This window comes from Streptomyces sp. NPDC058000, assembly GCF_042886435.1.
Classification (GTDB): Bacteria; Actinomycetota; Actinomycetes; order Streptomycetales; family Streptomycetaceae; genus Streptomyces.
Genome location: NZ_JBHVQS010000042.1, coordinates 59064 through 76926 on the forward strand (window position 1 = coordinate 59064; position 17863 = coordinate 76926).

General features: G+C 75.0%; 11 protein-coding genes and 1 pseudogene. 8 read left to right on the top strand and 4 right to left on the bottom strand.

Annotated features, from left to right (window positions below):
• The first annotated feature begins 209 nt into the window (after window positions 1–209).
• A complete protein-coding gene (locus ACFVT2_RS30655) occupies window positions 210–1889 on the top strand; it encodes a glycosyltransferase family 2 protein (protein ID WP_390023050.1) in 1680 nt (559 codons plus the stop codon).
• A 44-nt stretch (window positions 1890–1933) separates the two neighbouring features.
• Entirely contained in the window at window positions 1934–2920 is a 987-nt protein-coding gene (galE, locus tag ACFVT2_RS30660) for a UDP-glucose 4-epimerase GalE (protein ID WP_390023051.1), read from the top strand.
• A gap of 124 nt (window positions 2921–3044) precedes the next feature.
• Here galE and ACFVT2_RS30665 read toward each other — a convergent pair whose 3' ends face one another.
• Entirely contained in the window at window positions 3045–4685 is a 1641-nt protein-coding gene (locus tag ACFVT2_RS30665; RefSeq protein ID WP_390023053.1) for a CocE/NonD family hydrolase, read from the bottom strand.
• Window positions 4686–4796: 111 nt separating this feature from the next.
• Between ACFVT2_RS30665 and ACFVT2_RS30670 the strand changes: the two genes are divergently transcribed.
• On the top strand, window positions 4797–5564 hold the full coding sequence (locus ACFVT2_RS30670) for a TetR/AcrR family transcriptional regulator (protein ID WP_390023054.1): 768 nt from the start codon (window positions 4797–4799) through the stop codon (window positions 5562–5564).
• A gap of 67 nt (window positions 5565–5631) precedes the next feature.
• On the opposite strand, the gene ACFVT2_RS30675 is transcribed toward ACFVT2_RS30670, so the two are convergent.
• Window positions 5632–6684: a serine aminopeptidase domain-containing protein gene (locus ACFVT2_RS30675; protein ID WP_390023066.1), complete on the bottom strand. Its 1053-nt coding sequence runs from the start codon at window positions 6682–6684 to the stop codon at window positions 5632–5634.
• Window positions 6685–6924: 240 nt separating this feature from the next.
• Here ACFVT2_RS30675 and ACFVT2_RS30680 point away from each other — a divergent pair.
• Window positions 6925–7071: pseudogene (locus tag ACFVT2_RS30680) on the top strand (short-chain dehydrogenase); the annotation flags it as partial.
• Between the two features lie 54 nt (window positions 7072–7125).
• Here the strand turns inward: ACFVT2_RS30680 and ACFVT2_RS30685 are convergent.
• Window positions 7126–9192, bottom strand: coding sequence for a glycosyltransferase family 2 protein (locus ACFVT2_RS30685; protein ID WP_390023056.1), 2067 nt, complete (start codon window positions 9190–9192; stop codon window positions 7126–7128).
• A 155-nt stretch (window positions 9193–9347) separates the two neighbouring features.
• Here ACFVT2_RS30685 and ACFVT2_RS30690 point away from each other — a divergent pair, with 155 nt between their 5' ends.
• The 3 genes from ACFVT2_RS30690 to ACFVT2_RS30700 all read left to right on the top strand — a co-directional run bounded on the left by ACFVT2_RS30690 (window position 9348) and on the right by ACFVT2_RS30700 (window position 13529).
• Complete coding sequence (locus tag ACFVT2_RS30690; RefSeq protein ID WP_390023057.1) at window positions 9348–12032, top strand: YfhO family protein; 2685 nt, start codon at window positions 9348–9350, stop codon at window positions 12030–12032.
• Window positions 12033–12093: 61 nt separating this feature from the next.
• Complete coding sequence (locus ACFVT2_RS30695; RefSeq protein ID WP_390023058.1) at window positions 12094–13080, top strand: glycosyltransferase family 2 protein; 987 nt, start codon at window positions 12094–12096, stop codon at window positions 13078–13080.
• On the top strand, window positions 13080–13529 hold the full coding sequence (locus ACFVT2_RS30700) for a GtrA family protein (protein ID WP_390023060.1): 450 nt from the start codon (window positions 13080–13082) through the stop codon (window positions 13527–13529). The genes ACFVT2_RS30695 and ACFVT2_RS30700 overlap by 1 nt, the downstream gene beginning before the upstream one ends.
• Here ACFVT2_RS30700 and ACFVT2_RS30705 read toward each other — a convergent pair.
• Window positions 13487–15676, bottom strand: coding sequence for a PIG-L family deacetylase (locus ACFVT2_RS30705; RefSeq protein WP_390023061.1), 2190 nt, complete (start codon window positions 15674–15676; stop codon window positions 13487–13489). The genes ACFVT2_RS30700 and ACFVT2_RS30705 overlap by 43 nt on opposite strands.
• Window positions 15677–16049: 373 nt before the next feature.
• Here ACFVT2_RS30705 and ACFVT2_RS30710 point away from each other — a divergent pair, with 373 nt between their 5' ends.
• Window positions 16050–17744, top strand: a complete 1695-nt coding sequence (locus ACFVT2_RS30710) for a protein kinase (protein ID WP_390023062.1) — start codon at window positions 16050–16052, stop codon at window positions 17742–17744.
• Window positions 17745–17863 lie beyond the last annotated feature (119 nt).

Consider the following 17863-nt stretch of genomic DNA (forward strand, 5'->3'; position numbering starts at 1 on the left):
CATGTGCCGGCGCCCTTGCGGGGTGTCCGCGCGGGTCGGCGCACGGCCTTGTCCCGGGGTCCGGTTGGTCACGAGACGGCAATGAGGCGGAAAAAGTAGGCGGCCGCTGCAACCGCTCGGTGGTTTTCGCCCTCTGTCCCTGGAGGACAGGGGTCCGAACCCGCCCGCGCCAAGAGCTGCTGTCGACACGAAATGTAGATTTAGTGCTTGTGAATGACGCCCTTGAGTCACAGCCTGGGCCCACCCTCACGCCAACCGCGCAGGTCAGCGTCGTCGTCATCGCCTTCAACGATGCCGTGCACGTCGCCGACGCGGTGCGTTCGGCGCTCGCGCAGGGGGAGGCGGTCGCCGAAGTGGTGGCGGTGGACGACGCCTCCACCGACGGCACCGGTGCCGCCCTGGACGCCCTGGCCCGCGCCGAGCCGCGGCTGCGGGTCCTGCACCGCGGCGAGAACAGCGGTGGCTGCGGGTCTCCGCGCAACGACGGGCTGCGGGCCGCCACCGGCCGGTACGTGATGTTCCTCGACAGTGACGACGTGCTGCCGCCGGGTGCGGTGCCGGCCCTGCTGTCCGCGGCGCTCCAGCACGAGGCGCCGGTCGCCGCGGGTGCCTGCGTCCGCCGGGAGCTGCCGGCCCGCCGCGATGTGCCCTGGCAGCCGGCCCTGTACCGCGAGCCGGCCGTGTACGACAGCCCCGAGGCCGCGCCGCAGCTGGTCCGCGACACCCTCTGCGTCAACAAGCTCTACGCCCGGGAGTTCCTCACCGGCCACGGCATCACGTTCCCCGAAGGCCGTTACCACTACGAGGACTTCGTCTTCACCGCGCGGGTGCTGGCCGCCGCCCCGAAGATCGCCACGGTCCCCGACACGGTCTACGTGTGGCACGTCCGGCGGGCCGCCGCGAAGCAGTCGATCTCCCTGGACCGCAAGGACGTGGCCAACTGGCGGCAGCGTCTGGAGGCGCACCGCACCGTCCTGCGGATCCTGGGCGACGCCGGTCGGAAGGCGTTGACGCAGGCCGCGGCGACCAAGTTCCTCGACCACGACCTGCGGATGTACGTCCGTGAGCTGCACACCCGGAGCGTCGAGTACCGGGCCGAGTGGTGGCAGCTGACCCGTGACCACCTGGCCGCCTTCGAAGAGGCCGAGCTGTCCGCCGCGCACGCCCCGGCCCGCTGGCTGGCCCGCGTCATCCTGGCCTCCGCCGTCCCCCGTGACCTGGACCGGCTGACCCAGCTGGCGGCCCGACCCGGCCGGCTGCTGCCGCCGTACGCGACGGACGGCGACGGGGCCCCGGTCTGGTCGGCGGAGCTGTCCGCGGTGCGGTTGGACGGCCTGGCCGTCGGGGACGCGGTGGACGCCGCGGACGAGGACGTGCCGGGCACCGACGCGTCCCCCCGACTGCCGGTGACCGTCGACGCCGATCCGGTGCTGGGTGCCACCGGCGGGCTGCTGCGGCTCCGCGTCCACGATCTCTACGGCCGGTTGGCCGCGGCCGGCCCGGTCAGTGTCGACATCGCGCTGCACCGTCGCCGCGACGACCGCCCCGGCCCGGTGTACACCGCCGCCCTCACCCCGACCGCCGACGGCACCGCCTGGACGGCCACGGTGGCACTGGACCTGGCTCCGCTCACCGAGCTGCCCGGGTCGCGCCCCGCCGACCCCGAGCCGTGGGATCTGACGGCCCGGCTGACCTGCACGGACGGCACCGCGATCGGGGTGGGGTTGCGGGCCGTGGGTGCCGGTCTGCGGCGTCGGGTGCTGCCCAGTCGGCGGCGGCTGGTGCTGTTGGCACAGCCGTACTCGACCACCGGCGGTGCGCTGGCGCTGCGGGTGGCGTCCGGGCCGCGCAGCGTCTGGCGGATCGCCGCCCGGCGGCTGCACCGCTGACCCGCTCCCTGTTGTCCCTCTGTTCCCTGCCTAGGATGGGCGCTATGTCTTACCTGATCACGGGTGGTGCCGGTTACATCGGCTCCCATGTTGTAAGGGCCCTGCGGCAGGCCGGCGAGTCGGTTGTCGTCCTCGACGATCTGACGACGGGCGTGCGCGCCCGGCTCCCCGAGGACGTGCCGCTGATCGTCGGCTCGACGCTCGACCGGGCGCTGCTCGACGCCACCCTTGCCGAGCACGGCATCACCGACGTCGTCCACCTGGCCGCGAAGAAGCAGGTCGGCGAGTCCGTGGAGATGCCGCTGCACTACTACCGCGAGAACGTCCACGGTCTCCAGACCCTCCTCGAAGCGATGGCCGCCGGTGGGGTGCCGCGTTTCGTGTTCTCCTCGTCGGCCGCCGTCTACGGAATGCCGGATGTGGACCTGGTCACCGAGGACACCCCCTGCGCGCCGATCAACCCGTACGGCGAGACCAAGCTCGTCGGCGAGTGGATGGCGCGCGCCGCCGGCAAGGCCCACGGCATCAGCACCGCCTGCCTGCGCTACTTCAACGTGGCCGGTGCCGCCACCCCCGAGCTGGCCGACACGGGGGTGTTCAACATCGTTCCGATGGTCTTCGAGCGGTTCACCCAGGGCGCCGCGCCGCGCATCTTCGGTGACGACTACGACACCCCCGACGGCACCTGCATCCGCGACTACATCCACGTCGCGGACCTCGCCGACGCGCACGTCGCGGCGGCCCGCAAGCTCGCCGAGCCGGGTCCGGTCCGGGATCTGACACTCAACATCGGCCGGGGCGAGGGCGTTTCGGTCCGCGAGATGGTCGACCTGATCGCCGAGATCACCGGCCACCAGGGGGTCGTCCCCGAGGTCACGCCGCGCCGCGCCGGCGACCCGGCGCGGGTGGTGGCCGCCGCCGACCGGATCAGCAAGGAACTGGGCTGGGAGGCCCGCCACGACGTCCGCGACATGATCACGTCGGCGTGGGCGGGCTGGCAGCACCACCACCCCGAGGCCCGCCGGGGCTAGGGCCTGTCCCTGCCGTCCGGGCCGCCCGCTCCCGTTCCCGGGGGTGGGCGGCCCGACGTTTCCGGGCCCGATGTCCGGGTTGCGGGCTCAGGGCAGGTCCGGGCCCGATGTCCGGGTTGCGTGCTCAGGGCAGGTCCAGTAGCGACCCCGGGTGCAGGACGAGGCGTACCGGACCGGTCCCGTCCGCGCCGGCCGGCGGTGCGTACCGGGGAAACGCGCCCCCGCTGACCTGCAACCGCACCCGGTGCCCGGCGGCGAAGCGGTGCGCCGCCGCGCTCATCGGCACGCTCACCTCCCGTGGTTCCGCCGCCCCGCCCGGCACCCGCACCAGCCCGTCGCACACGTTCACCGACCGGCCCCGCGGGTCCACGTCACACAGTCGCGCGAAGACGTCGAAGGCACCGCCGGCGGCCCCCGGCTCTCGCTCCCCGGTCACCCGCAGCCGTGCCCCGATCGGCCCCAGCACCTCCAGTGGCGCGTCCAACTCCGGTCCGGTGAACGTCAGCACGTCCGCCCGGGCCTCCAGCGCCCGGTTGTCGCGGCGCCCGCCGCCGTGGGAGAGCACCGGCCCGCCGACGGACGGGGTCGGGTCGGCCGAGTCGTACCGGAGCTCCCCCACCGGCGCGGAGCCGTCGGGGGCCCGCCGCGCCAGCCCGCCGCCGGCGGACGGGTACCAGGGGCCCGCCGCGCCGCCCGGGGGCGGCGGCCAGTCGGGGAGGTCCCACCACTCGCCCCCGCCGCCGTCACCGACGTGCACCCGCACCGGCGTGGGCCGCAGTCCCGCCCGGTCCCCGGCCAGCTGCGCCCGCAACCACCCCAGGCTCTCCGCGAACACCGTGGGCCAGCCCTCCTGGAGTGCCGAGGTGTGCGTCCAGGGCCCGAGGAGCAGCGTGGTCTCGCAGCCGGCCCGTCGCAGCCGCCGGTACTGCGCGACGTTCTGGTCGAGGAAGACGTCCTGCCAGCCGGCGATCAGGCAGGTGGGCACCGTCAGGCGTGCCGCGGCCTCCGCCGTCGACGCCCCGCGCCAGTACGGGTCGCCCCGGTCCGTCCGGGCCAACACCTCGGCCAGCCACGGCAGTTCGCCCGCCGGGCCGGAGGCGTACGGCGGCCGCTCGCGGTGTGCGGTGCGCAGCCAGCGTCGCAGTCGCAGCGCCGCCCGCAGCAGCGGTCCGACGCCGCGGTGCTGGTGCGCCATCCCGATGCCCGACACCAGCGCGTTCTCCAGGTGGACCGCGCCCCCCGCGTGGAAGTACGCGTACGGGTCGTGCAGCCCGATCTGCACCACCATCGCCCGCAGCTCCGGCGGCGGCTCCAGCGCGAGTGCCCACTGCGCGTAGCCGAGGTAGCTGGGCCCGATCGTGGCCAGTGCCCCGTTGAACCACGGCTGCTCCCGCAGCCACGCCACGGTGGCCCGTCCGTCCGCGGCCTCGTTCCGCCACAGGTGGAAGTCGCCGCCCGATCCGCCCGTTCCCCGGCAGCTCTGCACCACCACGTGGAACCCCTGCTCGGCGAAGAGGATCCCGTAGAGCGGCGCCCCTGGGACTCCCCTCCCGTAGGGCGAGCGCACCAGCAGCGTCGGGAACTCCCCCGGTCCGCGCGGGAAGTAGTGGTCCGTCACCAGCGGGTCGCCGTTCCCGCCCGGCACCGCCAGCCCGGCCTCGCATCCGACGGGGTACGGTCCCGCCGGCACCTTCCGCCACGTCGCCCGCATCCACCGCGCGCTGCGCGCCGGGCGCCCGCCCGGTGCGGTCCACCTTTCCGTCATCGCCACCCCTCCCACCGAGAACCCATTCTCGTACTGCGTACGAGAATAACGGATGCTTGGATGTCCCCGGTGGACCGCCCACCGCCCACCCGGAAGAGGAGACCCGCCACCGTGCCCGCGCCCGCATCCCCCGGCGACCGAACCGGCACCCCTGGCGTCGTCGATCCCCAACAGCTCTGGCTGGCCCCCGACCGCCCCCGCCGCGGCCGCCGCCCCGCCTTCACCCGCGAGGCGATCACCGCCGCGGCCGTCGCCCTCGCCGACGCCGACGGGCTCGACGCGGTCACCATGCGCGCGGTCGCCGCCCGGGTCGGCGCCGGCGTGATGTCCCTCTACAGCTACGCCCCGGACAAAGAGACCCTGCTGGAGCTGATGGTCGACCACGTCAGCGGCGAACTCCTGCCCCCCGCCCCGCTCAGCGGCGACTGGCGCACCGACCTCAAGGCCCTCGCCCGCGACCAGCGCGCCCTGATGCTCCGCCACCCCTGGCTGTCGACCGCCCTGACCACCCACCGCACCACCCTCGGCCCGAACACCCTGCTCCTGCTGGAGCACGCCCTCACCGCGCTCCGCCCCCTCCCCCTGGACGGCGCCGCGAAGCTGGAGGTCTTCAGCCTCCTCACCGGCTTCGTGTCCTCCCACGTCAGCCACGAACTCACCCGTGTCGCGGCCACCGACGCCCCCGAACGGGCCGCCGCCGAGGCCCGCTACCTCGCCACCGTCGCCGCCGACGGCCACCACCCGGAACTCGCCCAGGCCCTCGCCGCCCCCGGCCGCCCCCTCACCCCCGAGGCCACCTTCACGCGCTTCCTGGACCGCCTGGTGGACGGGCTGGACACACACCCGGGGACGGGGACGGGTACGCCACCGCACGCGTGAGACGCGTCGGCCCCGCTGGACGGCATCCAGCGGGGCGGAGGTAAGTACAGGACCTACGGGAGGGGCCTCAGTTCGCCGGGGCCTGCCGCCAGGGGCGGACGAACGCGTGCAGGGCCCGCCGCACCGCCGGGGCGATCACCGGGTCGTTGACCGGGGTCCCGGCAGGGTGCAGCAGATGGTCGAGACCGGGCAGGACCCGCAGGCCGGGGCCGGTGGTACGGGCACCGGCGAGGGCGGACAGCAGGGCCGGCACGGTCCGGCACGGCACCTTGGCGTCCGCCGTACCGCAGGTGACGAGCGTGCGCGTGCCGGGTGCGACGCTCCGGGCCGCGGACGGCGGGTAGACGGCATCGTCGCTGCGGACGAAGTCCGCGTTGACCGGCCCGAACATGCCGTTGAGGACGGCGGCGAGGGAGGGCAGCAGCCTTGAGGTGTCCACCGGGCGCCCGGCCCGGAAGTCCGCGATGGCCCGGGTCACGCCGTGCTTGTTCAACTCCGCCTGTGCTACGTCGAGTTGACCGGCCGCGACCGCCCGGTCCAGGCCGGCCGCCAACTGGAAGTCGACCATGTCCAGCAGCCGCATGCTCTGCGGGGCGAGGAGCGCCAGCCCGGCGGGCTTCGCCGCCACCGCACGATCGACGAGCAGCGCCTGGAGGCCGCCCTCGCTGTGCCCGACCACGAGCAGTGCGTGCGGATCGGCTTCCGGCTGGGCGCGCAGGGTGTCGTAGGCGGCCACGGCCTGGCGGGTGTAGGCGGCCATCCCGGGGGCGCTGTGCCGGCCGCCGAGGCCCGTCCGCCCGGTGCCGTACTTGTCGAACCGCAGGCTCATCACGCCGTCCTCGCCGAGGGTGTCGGCGAGGAGGGGCAGGGTGTGCGGGGTGAACCCGGGCGGTTGGTCGCCGTTGCGGTCGGTCGGGCCGCTGCCGGGCATCAGGAGGGCCGCGGCCAGTCTGCGGCCCTCCCGGTGGGCGGGGATGTGCACCGTGCCGTACGCGGTGGTGCCGTCCGCGGTGAACTGGACCTCGCGGTCCGCGGCGGGTACGAGGGCGGCGGCCCGGGGAGCCGCGGACGCCCCGGCCGCGCCTAACACCGGTCCGGTGGCGACGACGACCGCGGCCATGACCACGGCACACATCCTGCTGCGCCTAGGGGTGCGCGAACGCATCTTGTCTCCCTGTGAGTTGAGGCGGTGAGAGGCGGCAGGGAGGAGGGGTGGGCGGACGGTGGTCCGCCGATCCCCCCTGTCGACTTGTTCTAGCTTTTATAGAACAAGTTGGTGCCGCAGGGCTACGGGAAAAGCGCCAAGAACGCGACAAGGAGCTGAACTTCATCGCGTCAACGGTCGCCGGACAGCGGCGGGGGTCCGGACGGGCCGGGCGAGCTGCGCGGCGCGCCGAGGCGGGTGCGCCTGGCGGAGGCCGCGGCCGATCCGGCGACGGCGCGTCGGCTGTGGGAACTGTCGGAGGAGTTGACCGGCGTGCGGTTCGGGTTGCCGGCGTCGGTGTGAGGCGGGCCGTCCCGGGCGGGGCGAGCGCCCCGCCCGGGGTGTTCCGTCAGTCGCTCACCCGGGCACCTTGAGCGTCAACGGCCCCTTGCCGTCCGCGGATTGGACCGGGATCTCACGTCGGAGGCCGCCCGCGGTGAGGCGGAGGGCGACCCGCCAGGTGCCCGGGGGGCCGGCGCGGAGGCGGGAGCGGGCGCGGTAGCGGTCGCCGGCGGCGCGTTCGACGGTGGTGCGCAGGGCCACGCAGCGGGTGGCGTCGCGCAGCACGAACTGGAGGCCGGCGTCGACGGGGCAGCCGGGGAGGGTGAGGCGGGCGTCGACCGTGGCGCGGCCGGTGCGGGTGCAGGCGGCGGCGCCCCGGAGGTCGGCGCCGAGCAGGCGGCGGGCCCCGTCGTGGTCCAGGTCGAGATGGAGATGGCGGTGCGGGGAGGAGAGGAAGAGGGCGGCGACGGTGGGGCCGGTGGGGCCGTGGCTGATGACGCGGGGGGCGGTGTCGGTGGCCGACTCGCCGCCTTCGGGGACGAGCCAGGCTTCCCGGCGGAGGGCGGCGGAGGGAACGGAGGGGGTGGTGCCGGCCGCGTCGGGGGACGGACCGGCCGCTGCCTGCGCGTCCCCCGCCCCGTACGCCGTGACCGCGATCTTCAGGCCCCAGATGCCGTCCGCCAAGGGGTCGCCGTGGGTCGCGGCCGGGTCGAGGGCGGCGTGCCAGGTGTCGTCGGGGCCGTAGGTGGCGGGGACCCGGAGGTGGGCGCCGCTGCGGTGGAGGATCAGCTCGACGCGGTCGGCGCCCACCGCGCGGAGGGTGGCGGTGCCGCGGAGATGGAGGACGCCGCCGACCCATTGGACGTCGGTGAGGCGCTGGCGTACCGCGATCCGCGGGGTGAGGTCGTAGAGGGCGTCCGGCAGGGGGTGGTCCGGGTCGCGGAAGTGGGGGTAGGCGGCGTAGGCGCGGCCGTCCTCGATGCGGGGCCGGCCGGGCGTCGGGGCGGATCCGGGGGCGGAGTCGGCCTGGACGACGGCGGTCAGTTCGGTGTCGAGGCCGGCGCGGAGGCAGTGGGCGCGGAGCCGGAGGCCGGGCGGGAGGGCGGCGAGCACCCCTTCGGTGAGGTAGCGGTCGACCAGCGGGCGGGCGGCCTCGCGCATCGCGCGGCGGCCGGCCTCGTCCCGGGCGAGGTAGGGGGCCGCGAACGGCATGAGTATCTCGCCGTGGAAGTGGCGGATCATGAGTTTGTCGCGGTCGGGGCCGGGTGGGACCTCGGCGGCGAGGTCGGTCAGGACGGTGTCGATGTAGGCGAGGTAGGCGGGCCAGTCCACGTCCTGGCGGGAGGCGTTGCTGTCGTCGTCGCGACCGTAGAGGTAGTAGCAGTCGTAGTCGGCGAGGACCGAGATGGTCTCGGCGTGCACCAGGGCGGCGATGCCGAAGGGGAGGTCCTCGGCGAGCAGGCGGCCCTCGACGAAGCGCAGCCGGTGGCGCTCGACGAAGGAGCGGCGGAAGAGCTTGTAGGCGGCCAGGCTCCAGTAGACGGGTGAGTCGAAGACCGAGACGCGGGGGTTGGTGGTGCGCAGGTCCACGGGGGCGCCGCGGCCCTCCGCGCCGACGATCCGGCCGTAGACGACGTCGGAGCCGTGTTCCTCGGCCATGCGGAGGAGGCGGGCCAGCGCCTCGGGGCCGAGGCGGTCGTCGGAGTCGAGGAAGAAGACGTAGTCGCCGGTGGCGTGGTCCAGGCCCACGTTGCGGGGTTTGCCGGCGCCGCCGGAGGCGGGCTGGTGGACGACGGTGAGCCGGGGGTGGCCGGCGGCGGCTTCGTCCAGCCAGGCGGCGCTGCCGTCGGTGGAGCCGTCGTCGACCGCGATGATCTCGATGCGGTGCGGGTCGAGCGTCTGGGCGAAGACCGAGCCTAGGCTGCGGTCGAGGTAGCGGCGGGTGTTGTGGACCGGCACGATCACGGTGACGGTCGGGGCGGGGCGGTCCGGTGCGGAGCCGGCCGCGGGGCCGGTGGCGGCGGTGGCGGAGTGGGCCGGACCGTCGGGGCCGTCGGAGCGGTGCGGGCCGTCGGAGCGGCCGGCGCTACCGGGGTGAGCCGGGTCGGTGGGGCCGGTGGGGTCAGTGGGGTTGTCGGACACGGGAACAGTGGCCTCCGTTCCTTTCTGCGGGTCCTCGCCCTACCCCGCCCCCTCCGAGGTAAAACGGACTATCGAGACATCAACACATCAAGCCATATAACTCGTTCGCTGCCTGTCTGCGCGCGGAGCACCGCGCCGACCTCGGAGGAGCGCCGGTGAGCCCGACACCTTCCGCACCCCAAGAGGGGGTCCGGGCCCGCGAGGTTGCCCGGACCCCGCCCGGCGCGACATGCGCCACACCCGCCGGCCGGACCCGATGGCGCCGGCCGGCCGCGCCCGGACTGGCGGCGCTGCTGTCCATGGCGGCGTACTGCCTGGCGCTGGCCGCCCACGGCAGCTACCCCTTCGGGCCGCGCTCCCGTGCCGTCAACGACCTGGGCAATCAGTTCGTGCCGTTCCACGCCCACCTGTGGGACCTGCTGCACGGCACCGCCCGCGGGGACCTGTTCTTCAACTGGGGCAGCGGGTACGGCGTCCCGTTCCTGGCGGACTTCGTCACGTACCTGATGAATCCGTTCTCGTTGCTGGTGGGGCTGTTCCCGCGGGCGCTGGTGGACCTGCCGGTGTTCCTGGTGACGCTGCTGAGCATCGGGCTGGGCGCGGCGCTGATGACCGTCCTGCTGGGGCGGCTGCGGCCCGGACCGGGCGGGCTGCGGGCGCTGCTGGCGGTGGGGTACGCGCTGTGCGCCTGGGTGCTGAACGACGGGTCCGCCGATCCGATGTGGATGTGGGGGCTGGTCTCGCTGCCCCTGCTGGGGATCGCCGCGGACTGGTGCCTGCGGCGGGTGCGCTGGGTGGCCGGGACGCTCCTGGTGGCACTCGCCTGGGCCGGGAACTTCTACACCGCGGCGATGGCCACACTGGCGACCGGCCTGGTGCTGGCGGTGCGGCTGCTGGTGGACGACGACGCCGTGGCAGCGCCGGCGGGCGGCCGGCTGCGGGTGGCGGGACGGGTTGCGGGACGGGCAGCCGCCATGACGGCGACCGGGATCGCGCTGGCCGCGCCGGTGCTGACGGTGACGCTGAAGGCCAGCCGGACCGCGCAGCCGCCGCCCCCGGCGGTGTACGAGGGCCGGCCGCCGCTGCTGGACCAGGTGGCGCAGCTGCTGCCGGGCGGCCACGGTGCGGTGCCGGCGCCGAACGTCTTCGTCGGGGTGCCGGCGCTGTTGCTGGTGGCTGCCTTCCCGTTCGTCCGGGCGGTGCCGGCCCGGGTGCGGATCGGCTGGTCGCTGCTCGCGGCGGGGATCGCCGTCTCGTTCGTCTGGAAGCCGACGATCCTGCTGTGGCACGGGCTGGCGCTGCCCAACGGAAGCCCGTACCGGGCCGCCTTCGTGCTCAGCGGGGTGCTGGTGATGATCGCCTGGCTGGCGCTGGCGCACCGCCCGCGGCCGCGGGAGCTGGCCGCGGGGGCGGGGCTGGTCGCGGTGCTGCTGTGGTGCTGCCGGGACCGCAGCGCGGTGGGCGGCCCGACCTGGATCGTGGTGGTCGGCGGCGGTGCGGTGGTGCTGGCGGCGCTGCTGGCACCGGCCCGCCTGCGGGCGCGGCCGCGGGGGCGGGCGGCGGTCACCGCGGTGCTGGTCTGTGCGACCACGCTGACCGCCGCGTACACGGCGTTCGCGGTGACGGCCGCACGGGACGGCATCCCGTGGTTCCAGCCGAAGCTGACCCTGACCAAGGGGGCGCTGGCCACCCGGCGGGGACTGGCCGCCCGCGACGACTGGCCGCGCTCCCGCACGGACCCGGGCCCGCACGAGTTCGCCGACAACGATCCGCTGCTGCTCGGCGGTGAGGGCGGCGCGTACTACAGCAGCTACGTGCCCGCGGCGACCGCCCGGGCGCTGCGCGGACTGGGCGCCGGCTGGTACATCCGGGGGCGGCACACGCTCAGCTTCGAGGACCCGGTGGGACGGGCCCTGATGGCGGTGAGCAGCGCACAGGTGCAGCCGGTGGGGGGCGGGCCGCGCGGCCGGTACACCGTGCAGCGCGGCCCGGCGGCGCCGCTGCTGACCGTGCGGCGCGGGCCGCTGCCGGGCCCCGGGGCCGGCCCGGACACCGTCTTCGCCCGTCAGGAGCGGGTGCTGGGCGCCCGGGTCTACGAGGTGCCGCGGCTGGTGCCCGCCGCGGGGCCGCCCCCGGAGCGCGCGCCCGGCGGCTGGGTGCTGCCGGCCCGGCGGCAGCCCACCGCGCCCTCGGGCGCGGTGGCTCCCCAGGCCGGTGGGACGGTCTTCACCGCCCGGTGCACGCCGGGCGGTGAAGCGCTCTGGTACGCGCCGTGGTTCACGGGCGAGGTCGGCGGGCCGGGGACGACGACCCCGGCGGTGGGCCGGTGGGACGTCACCGCCGGCCCGCTGCTCCGGCTGGGCACCGTACCGGCGGACGGGGCGGTGCCGGTGCGGTTCGCCGGGGAGGGCCGCCAGTACGTGCCGGAGCGGGCGGTGGGCTGCCTCCCCCCGGGCCGGCTGGCCGCGGCGGTGCGGGCGCTGGAGGGGCCGGTCCGGCTGTCCGCGGGCGGCCACGGTCTGGCGGCACGGCTGCGTCCGGGGGCCGCCGGGACCGCGGTGCTCGCCCTGCCGGCGGTGTCCGGTTGGGGCTGTTCGGTGGATGGCGGGCCGATCCGGGCGCCCGGGGCGTTCGGCGGGCTGCTGGCCGTTCCGCTGGAGCGGGGGGCGACGCGGCTGAGCTGCGCGTACGCCCCTCCGGGGCTGGCCGCGGGGCTGGCGGCGAGCGGAGCGGGGGTACTGGCGGTGGGCGTGGTGGCCGGCGTCGGCGCCGTCCGCCGGCGGCGTCCGCGGCCCACTCCACCCAGCCGCCCGAATAGTGCGTTTCGCCCGGATTTGTAAAACTGCTTTTCAGGGGACGGCCGCTTCAGCCGACCCCTGTCCCCGGCGAAAAGGCCCGCTCATGAAGCTCTCCATCGTCGTCCCCTGCTACAACGAAGAAGCCGTGATAGGTCGCTTCGACGCACAGCTGCGCGCGGTGCTGGACGGTCTCGCCGTCGAGTACGAGCTGTGTTACGTGGACGACGGCAGCCTCGACGGAACCCTGCCCCGGCTGCGCTCCCTGGCCCACCGGCACCGCGGCACCACCCGCTACCTCTCCTTCAGCCGCAACTTCGGCAAGGAGCCGGCGATGCTGGCCGGCCTCAAGGCGGCCACCGGCGACGCGGTGATCATCATGGACGCCGACCTCCAGCACCCGCCGGAACTGATCGAGAAGATGCTCGACCTCTACCAGCTCGGCCACGACCAGGTCATCGCCCGGCGCAACCGGGACGGCGACCGGCGGCTGCGCACCATGCTCAGCCGCCTGTACTACCGCGCCGTCAACACCTGGATCGACGTCGAACTGATCGACGGCGCGGGCGACTTCCGGCTGCTGTCCCGCAAGGCGGTGGACGCCCTGGTCTCGCTGCCCGAGTACAACCGCTTCTCCAAGGGGCTGTTCTCCTGGATCGGCTTCGACACCGTCAGCTTCGACTACCGCAACGCGGCCCGGGAGGCCGGCAGGACCAAATGGCGCTTCAGCTCGCTGGTCAACTACGGCATCGACGGGATGATCTCCTTCAACTGCCGTCCGCTGCGCGCCGCCATCTACACCGGGCTGAGCCTGGCGTTACTCGCCGCCCTCTACGCCCTGTGGATCATCGGCGCCGCCGCCGTCGGCGGGGTCACCGCCCCCGGCTACGTGACCCTGGTGGCCATCGTCGTGGGGCTGGGCGGCCTCCAGATGGTGATGCTCGGCCTGATCGGCGAGTACATCGGGCGGATCTACTACGAGACAAAGCGGCGACCGCACTTCCTGGTCAAGGAGAGCGACGGCGCCGCACCCGCCCCGGTGCACGCGCCGGCCCCGCCCGGGACCGCCACCGTCGGCCCGCGGCACCGCTGATGCGCCGGCCGGCCGCGGCGGTCCCCTGGGGGCAGGTCGTCCGGTTCACGGTGGTCGGCGTCGTCAACACCGCGACGTTCTACGCCTGTTACCTGCCGCTGCACCGCCTGCTGCCGTACTTCGCGGCCTACACCGTCGGCTTCGCCCTCAGCCTGGTCGGCTCGTTCTTCCTGAACACCTACTTCACCTACCGCACCCGCCCCACCTGGAAGAAGTTCCTGCTCTTCCCACTGACCCAGGTCACCAACTACGCGGTGCAGAGCGCCGGTCTGGTGGCGCTGGTGAGCTGGCTGGGGATGAACAGCGCGGCCGCACCGCTGGCCGCGGCCCTGCTGGCGCTGCCGCTCACCTTCGTCGTCTCCCGCCGAATACTGCGGCCCCCCGCCCGCCGCGACGGCACACCCGGTCAGCCCGAGTCGTCGCCGGCGCGCTCCGGCCGACCGGCCTGACCCCGCCACGCCAGGAACGGCGCGGTCTGCCCGGCCTTCGCCTGTCGGGCCGCGTACAGCCGACCGTCGTTGCCGAGGGCGACCAGCACCGCCCGGCCGGCCGCGTCGTGGACCACCCCGGCCGCCGCCGAATGCGCCAGCCGGCACCGCTGCCAGGGCTTGGGCGCGGCCTGCGCCATCGCCACCCGGACGTCGCCGGCGTCGTCCCGGGCGGCCAGCACCATCCGGTCGCCGCTGCCGGTCGGCGCCAGCGCCACCCGCCCGTAACCGCCGGCCCGTTCGCACTGCCCGGCGACCCGCCAACTGCCGACCGCCCGCTGCCGCTCGGCGATCAGCACCCGCGCGGTCTGCGACTGCCGGTAGGCGATCCGCACCACACCGCCGGCCAGGGGGGCGACGCTGATCGGCCCGCCCGGCTCCGGCAGCCCGGTGGCCGCGCCCGGCCGGGGCGTCCGACCCGGTTCCTTGGACACCCAGTGCTGCACCGTCCGGACGCTGGGCGCGACCACGTGGATCAGCCCCGCGGTGTCCACACAGGCGTCGATCCCGTCGACGATCTGCGGGGACGCCTTGAGGGTGCCGATGCCGGCCGGTCCCTCCAGGAGGTCCCAGGGCGACCACTGGGCGCCGCGCGGCCCGCTGCGGTGGCCGATCCCGCCGTCCCAGGTCCGGACGAACAGGTGCACCGTGCCGTCCGGGGCCGCCACCGCGGCCGGGAAGCCGATCTCCAGCGACCGGACCGGGTCCCGGTCCGGGGAGCCCAGCGACTCCCACTCCCCGAACGCGGGCACCCCGTCCCGGCCGGTGCCGGACTGCCGCACGGTGACCAGCTCGCGGCGGTGGTCGGTGTCGGGCCCGGGCAGCACCGTCCGGGACCCGAACAACTGGAGGGTGCCGTCCGGGTGGCGCACCACGTGCAGCTGCCCCTGGAGCAGGTCCCCGCCGATCCGGTGCGGCGCGCCGAACCGCCCGCTGCCCGCCCGGGTCTCCGCCCAGCCGTACGCGGCCCCGCCCAGCACCGCGAAGGCGGTCAGCCGGCCGTCCCGGGCCGGCCGCACCCAGGCGTTGGAGCCGGGCGCGCGCAACCGGGTGCTGCGGGTCCAGCTCCGCGGGCTGCCGTTGAGGGCGGAGCCGCCGACCTTGCGGTCGCCGCAGCCCGCCGGGTCGGCACACGGGCGGTGGTCGGCCCAGCCGTAGATGTCCAGCGTCCCGGCCTTACGGCGGACGGTCGACGGGTCGAGGTCGCCGGGGAGGACGCCGAGTTCGTAGCCGAGGTAGTTCTCCACGAGGGTCGGGGCGGGGCGGCCGTGCCCCCAGTAGCGGGCCAGCGCCGCCTGGGTGAAGTAGGCGGAGGCGGTGTGGTCCTGATGGTCGAAGTAGCGCAGACCGGCCAACCGGGGGTCGGAGGTGGACAGCGGCCGTTTGCCGGAGTGCACCGCGTTGGGGTCCAGGGTGCGGACGACGGTGGGCCGGACCCAGTCCAGGACCGCCGTCAGGGTGTCGGTGACCTGGTCGCGGGTGTAGCGGAACTGCCGCTGGACGGGGCTGCCCTCGGGGCGCAGCGTGGGGATGGCGTCGACCGCCCCGAGCCAGAGGCCGCGCAGGCTGGTGGCGCGCGGCTGGTAGACCGCACGGGCCTCGACCAGCTCCAGGAAGACCAGCTGGTGCTGGGGGGCGGCGCGCAGCGTCTGGACCTCCACCTGGAAACCGCGGAGCAGGGTGCGGGCCTCGGCGTCCCAGGTGCTCTCCCGGTCGCCGGTGGCCATCTGGGCGTGCGCGGCGAGCAGTCCGTTGACCCGGGCCCGGGCGAACGCCGACCGGTCGGGGATCACCCGGTGGTGCAGGGCGGTGCCGCGGGGGGCGTTCCGGCCGTCGGACTCGCCGCCCGTCAGACAGACCGTGACGGTCCGCGCGCCGCTGCGGATGGCCTGCTCCAGGCCCGGATTCATGAAGAACAGGCCGTCGTCGGGGTGCGCGATGACGTGCAGGAACACCTGCTCGTCCGGTTCCTCGGCGGACTCCTGCTCGCGGGCCGGCGCGGCCGGGCGCGAGGTGTCGGGGGAGCTCCAGGCCCATACGCCGGCGCCCGCGGTGGCCGCGAGAACGGCACCGCCGGTGACCTGCAACAGCCGGCGGCGCGACGTCAACGGTCCTGAGGGTCCTGACCGGGGCACGCCTCAAGTATTTGCGGGCCCCGGCGATCCCGCGCGCCCGCAAGGCCGCCGCGGCCCGCTCCGCGCACCGCACCCCGGGCCCGCCCCACCGATGGACGACAACCCCTTCGGGTGAATCTCGGTGCATGGCGGTGAGTGTCGGGGTGCCTGCCCGTCAGCCGGCTGACGCCGTACCGCACCCGAGGGGGACGGCGCCGCCCCGGGACGATGACGGACTGCCCCCGCCGGGCGCGGTGTTGGCGGGCTGAGCATTCCCCTGCCGGACAGGTGTGCGGATACCATCCCCCGGTAGTTCTCGACCGGGGGGTGGCTCCACATCAGCACGCACGACGACGTCTTCAAGCCCTTGCGCCCCGAGGACCCGCGGGAGGTGGCCGGCTACCGGCTGCTGGCCCGTCTGGGCGAGGGCGGTATGGGCTCGGTGTACCTCACCCGCACCCGCGGCAACCAACCCGCCGCGCTGAAGGTCATCCGCCGGGAGTTCGGCCAGGACCCGGACTTCCGCGGCCGCTTCGAGCAGGAGGTCCGGGCCGCCCGACGGGTGCAGGGCTACCACATCGTGCCGGTCCTCGACCACGACACCAGCGGTGAACTCCCCTGGCTGGCAACGGCGTTCATCCCCGGCCTGCCGCTCGACGAGGCATTGCGGGACGGCCCGCTGCCGCTGCCGGCGGTCTTCCAGCTGATCGGCGCGGCGGCCACCGCCCTGGGCTCGGTACACGCCGCCGGGGTCGTCCACCGCGACCTCAAGCCGAGCAACGTCCTGCTCGGCCCGCAGGGCCCCTACGTCATCGACTTCGGGATCGCCCGGGCCGCCGACGCCACCCAACTCACCCGCAGCGGCGGCTTCATCGGCACCCCGCAGTACATGTCCCCCGAGCACGCGGGCGGCGAGCAGGTCACGCCCGCCGCCGACCTCTTCCCGCTGGGCCTGATCGCGGCGGTCGCGGCCACCGGCCGGCACCCGTACGGGGACGGCGCAGCCATCACCGTCGCCGCCCGGATCGCCAACACCGCGCAGGTCGCCCCGGACCTCACCGGCTACCCGGACGCGCTGCGCCCGCTGCTCACCCGCTGCCTGGCCGCCGACCCCCGACAGCGGCCGGCGCCCGCCGAGTTGGCGGAGCTGTGCCGGGCGGCGTCCGGGCGCGGACCGCGGGACTTCGACGGCTGGCTGCCGACCCCCGTGGCCGCCGAGATCGCCCGGCGGGAGCGCGCCGCCAAAGAACTCCCGGACCCGCAACCGGCCGCCGCCCCGCCGCCGCCCGGCTACGCCCCGACGCAGGGCCCGGCCGGCTACACCCCCACCCGGGGAACGGGCCCGCACGCCGCCCCGACCCAGGGCGCCACCGGCCCCGTACCGACGCCCGGCGACCTGCACGCGATGCCCACCGTCGGCCCCGGCGCACCCGCGGCCGGCCCGCGGCGCAGCCCCGCGCTACGGGTCGCGCTCGGTGCGGTGGCGCTGATCGCGGTGGCCGGCATCACCTGGACCGTGGCGCGCGGCGACGGCTCCGGCAACGAGGCCACGAGCCGGCACGTCCCCCCCACCGCTACGCACGGGAAGGACGGCTCGTCCGGCCCGCCGTCCACCCCGTCCCCGACAGCGGACGGGAACGCCGGCTACCAGGTCGTCTTCAAGGACCGCCCGTTCGCCCTGCGCGCGCCCTCCATGGCGGGCTTCAACTACATCGACCTGGACATCCCCAAGTCGGTACCCGGCGCGCAGATCGACGAGTCCCCCTACGAGATCACCTACAACGGCGTGTCCGGGATCGGCCTGGAGTTCCACACCCCCATGGGCCGCAGTACCGGCCGGACCGCCCAGGCGTGCCTGAACGGCTCGCACGCGGACGTCCTCCCGGACAAGGTGCGGCGCGAAGAGCTGGACAAGGGCCAGACGATCCACGTCGGCACCCTGCTGTGCACGGAGACCACCGACGGCAACCTGGCGATGATCGAGATCACCGGCATGAGCCCGAACCACGAGAGCAACATGCCGGACTTCGCGACCAAGGTGACGCTCTGGAAGAAGGGTTAGCCGGGGCCTGTCCGGCCCCTGATCCGCCGGGCACGGGCCGGACAAGGACCGAACAGGGGCGGGATAGGGGCCCGACAGGGCTCTGAAACGCGGCGAGGGGGCGGCCGGAGGGATCCGGC

What these genes read in the sequence shown, in the direction of transcription:
- galE (WP_390023051.1), top strand. Translation starts at nt 1,934, where the DNA reads ATGTCTTACCTGATCACGGGTGGTGCCGGTTACATCGGCTCCCATGTT.
- ACFVT2_RS30675 (WP_390023066.1), bottom strand. Translation starts at nt 6,684, where the DNA reads ATGGCCGCGGTCGTCGTCGCCACCGGACCGGTGTTAGGCGCGGCCGGG.
- ACFVT2_RS30695 (WP_390023058.1), top strand. Translation starts at nt 12,094, where the DNA reads ATGAAGCTCTCCATCGTCGTCCCCTGCTACAACGAAGAAGCCGTGATA.
- ACFVT2_RS30665 (WP_390023053.1), bottom strand. Translation starts at nt 4,685, where the DNA reads ATGACGGAAAGGTGGACCGCACCGGGCGGGCGCCCGGCGCGCAGCGCG.
- ACFVT2_RS30700 (WP_390023060.1), top strand. Translation starts at nt 13,080, where the DNA reads ATGCGCCGGCCGGCCGCGGCGGTCCCCTGGGGGCAGGTCGTCCGGTTC.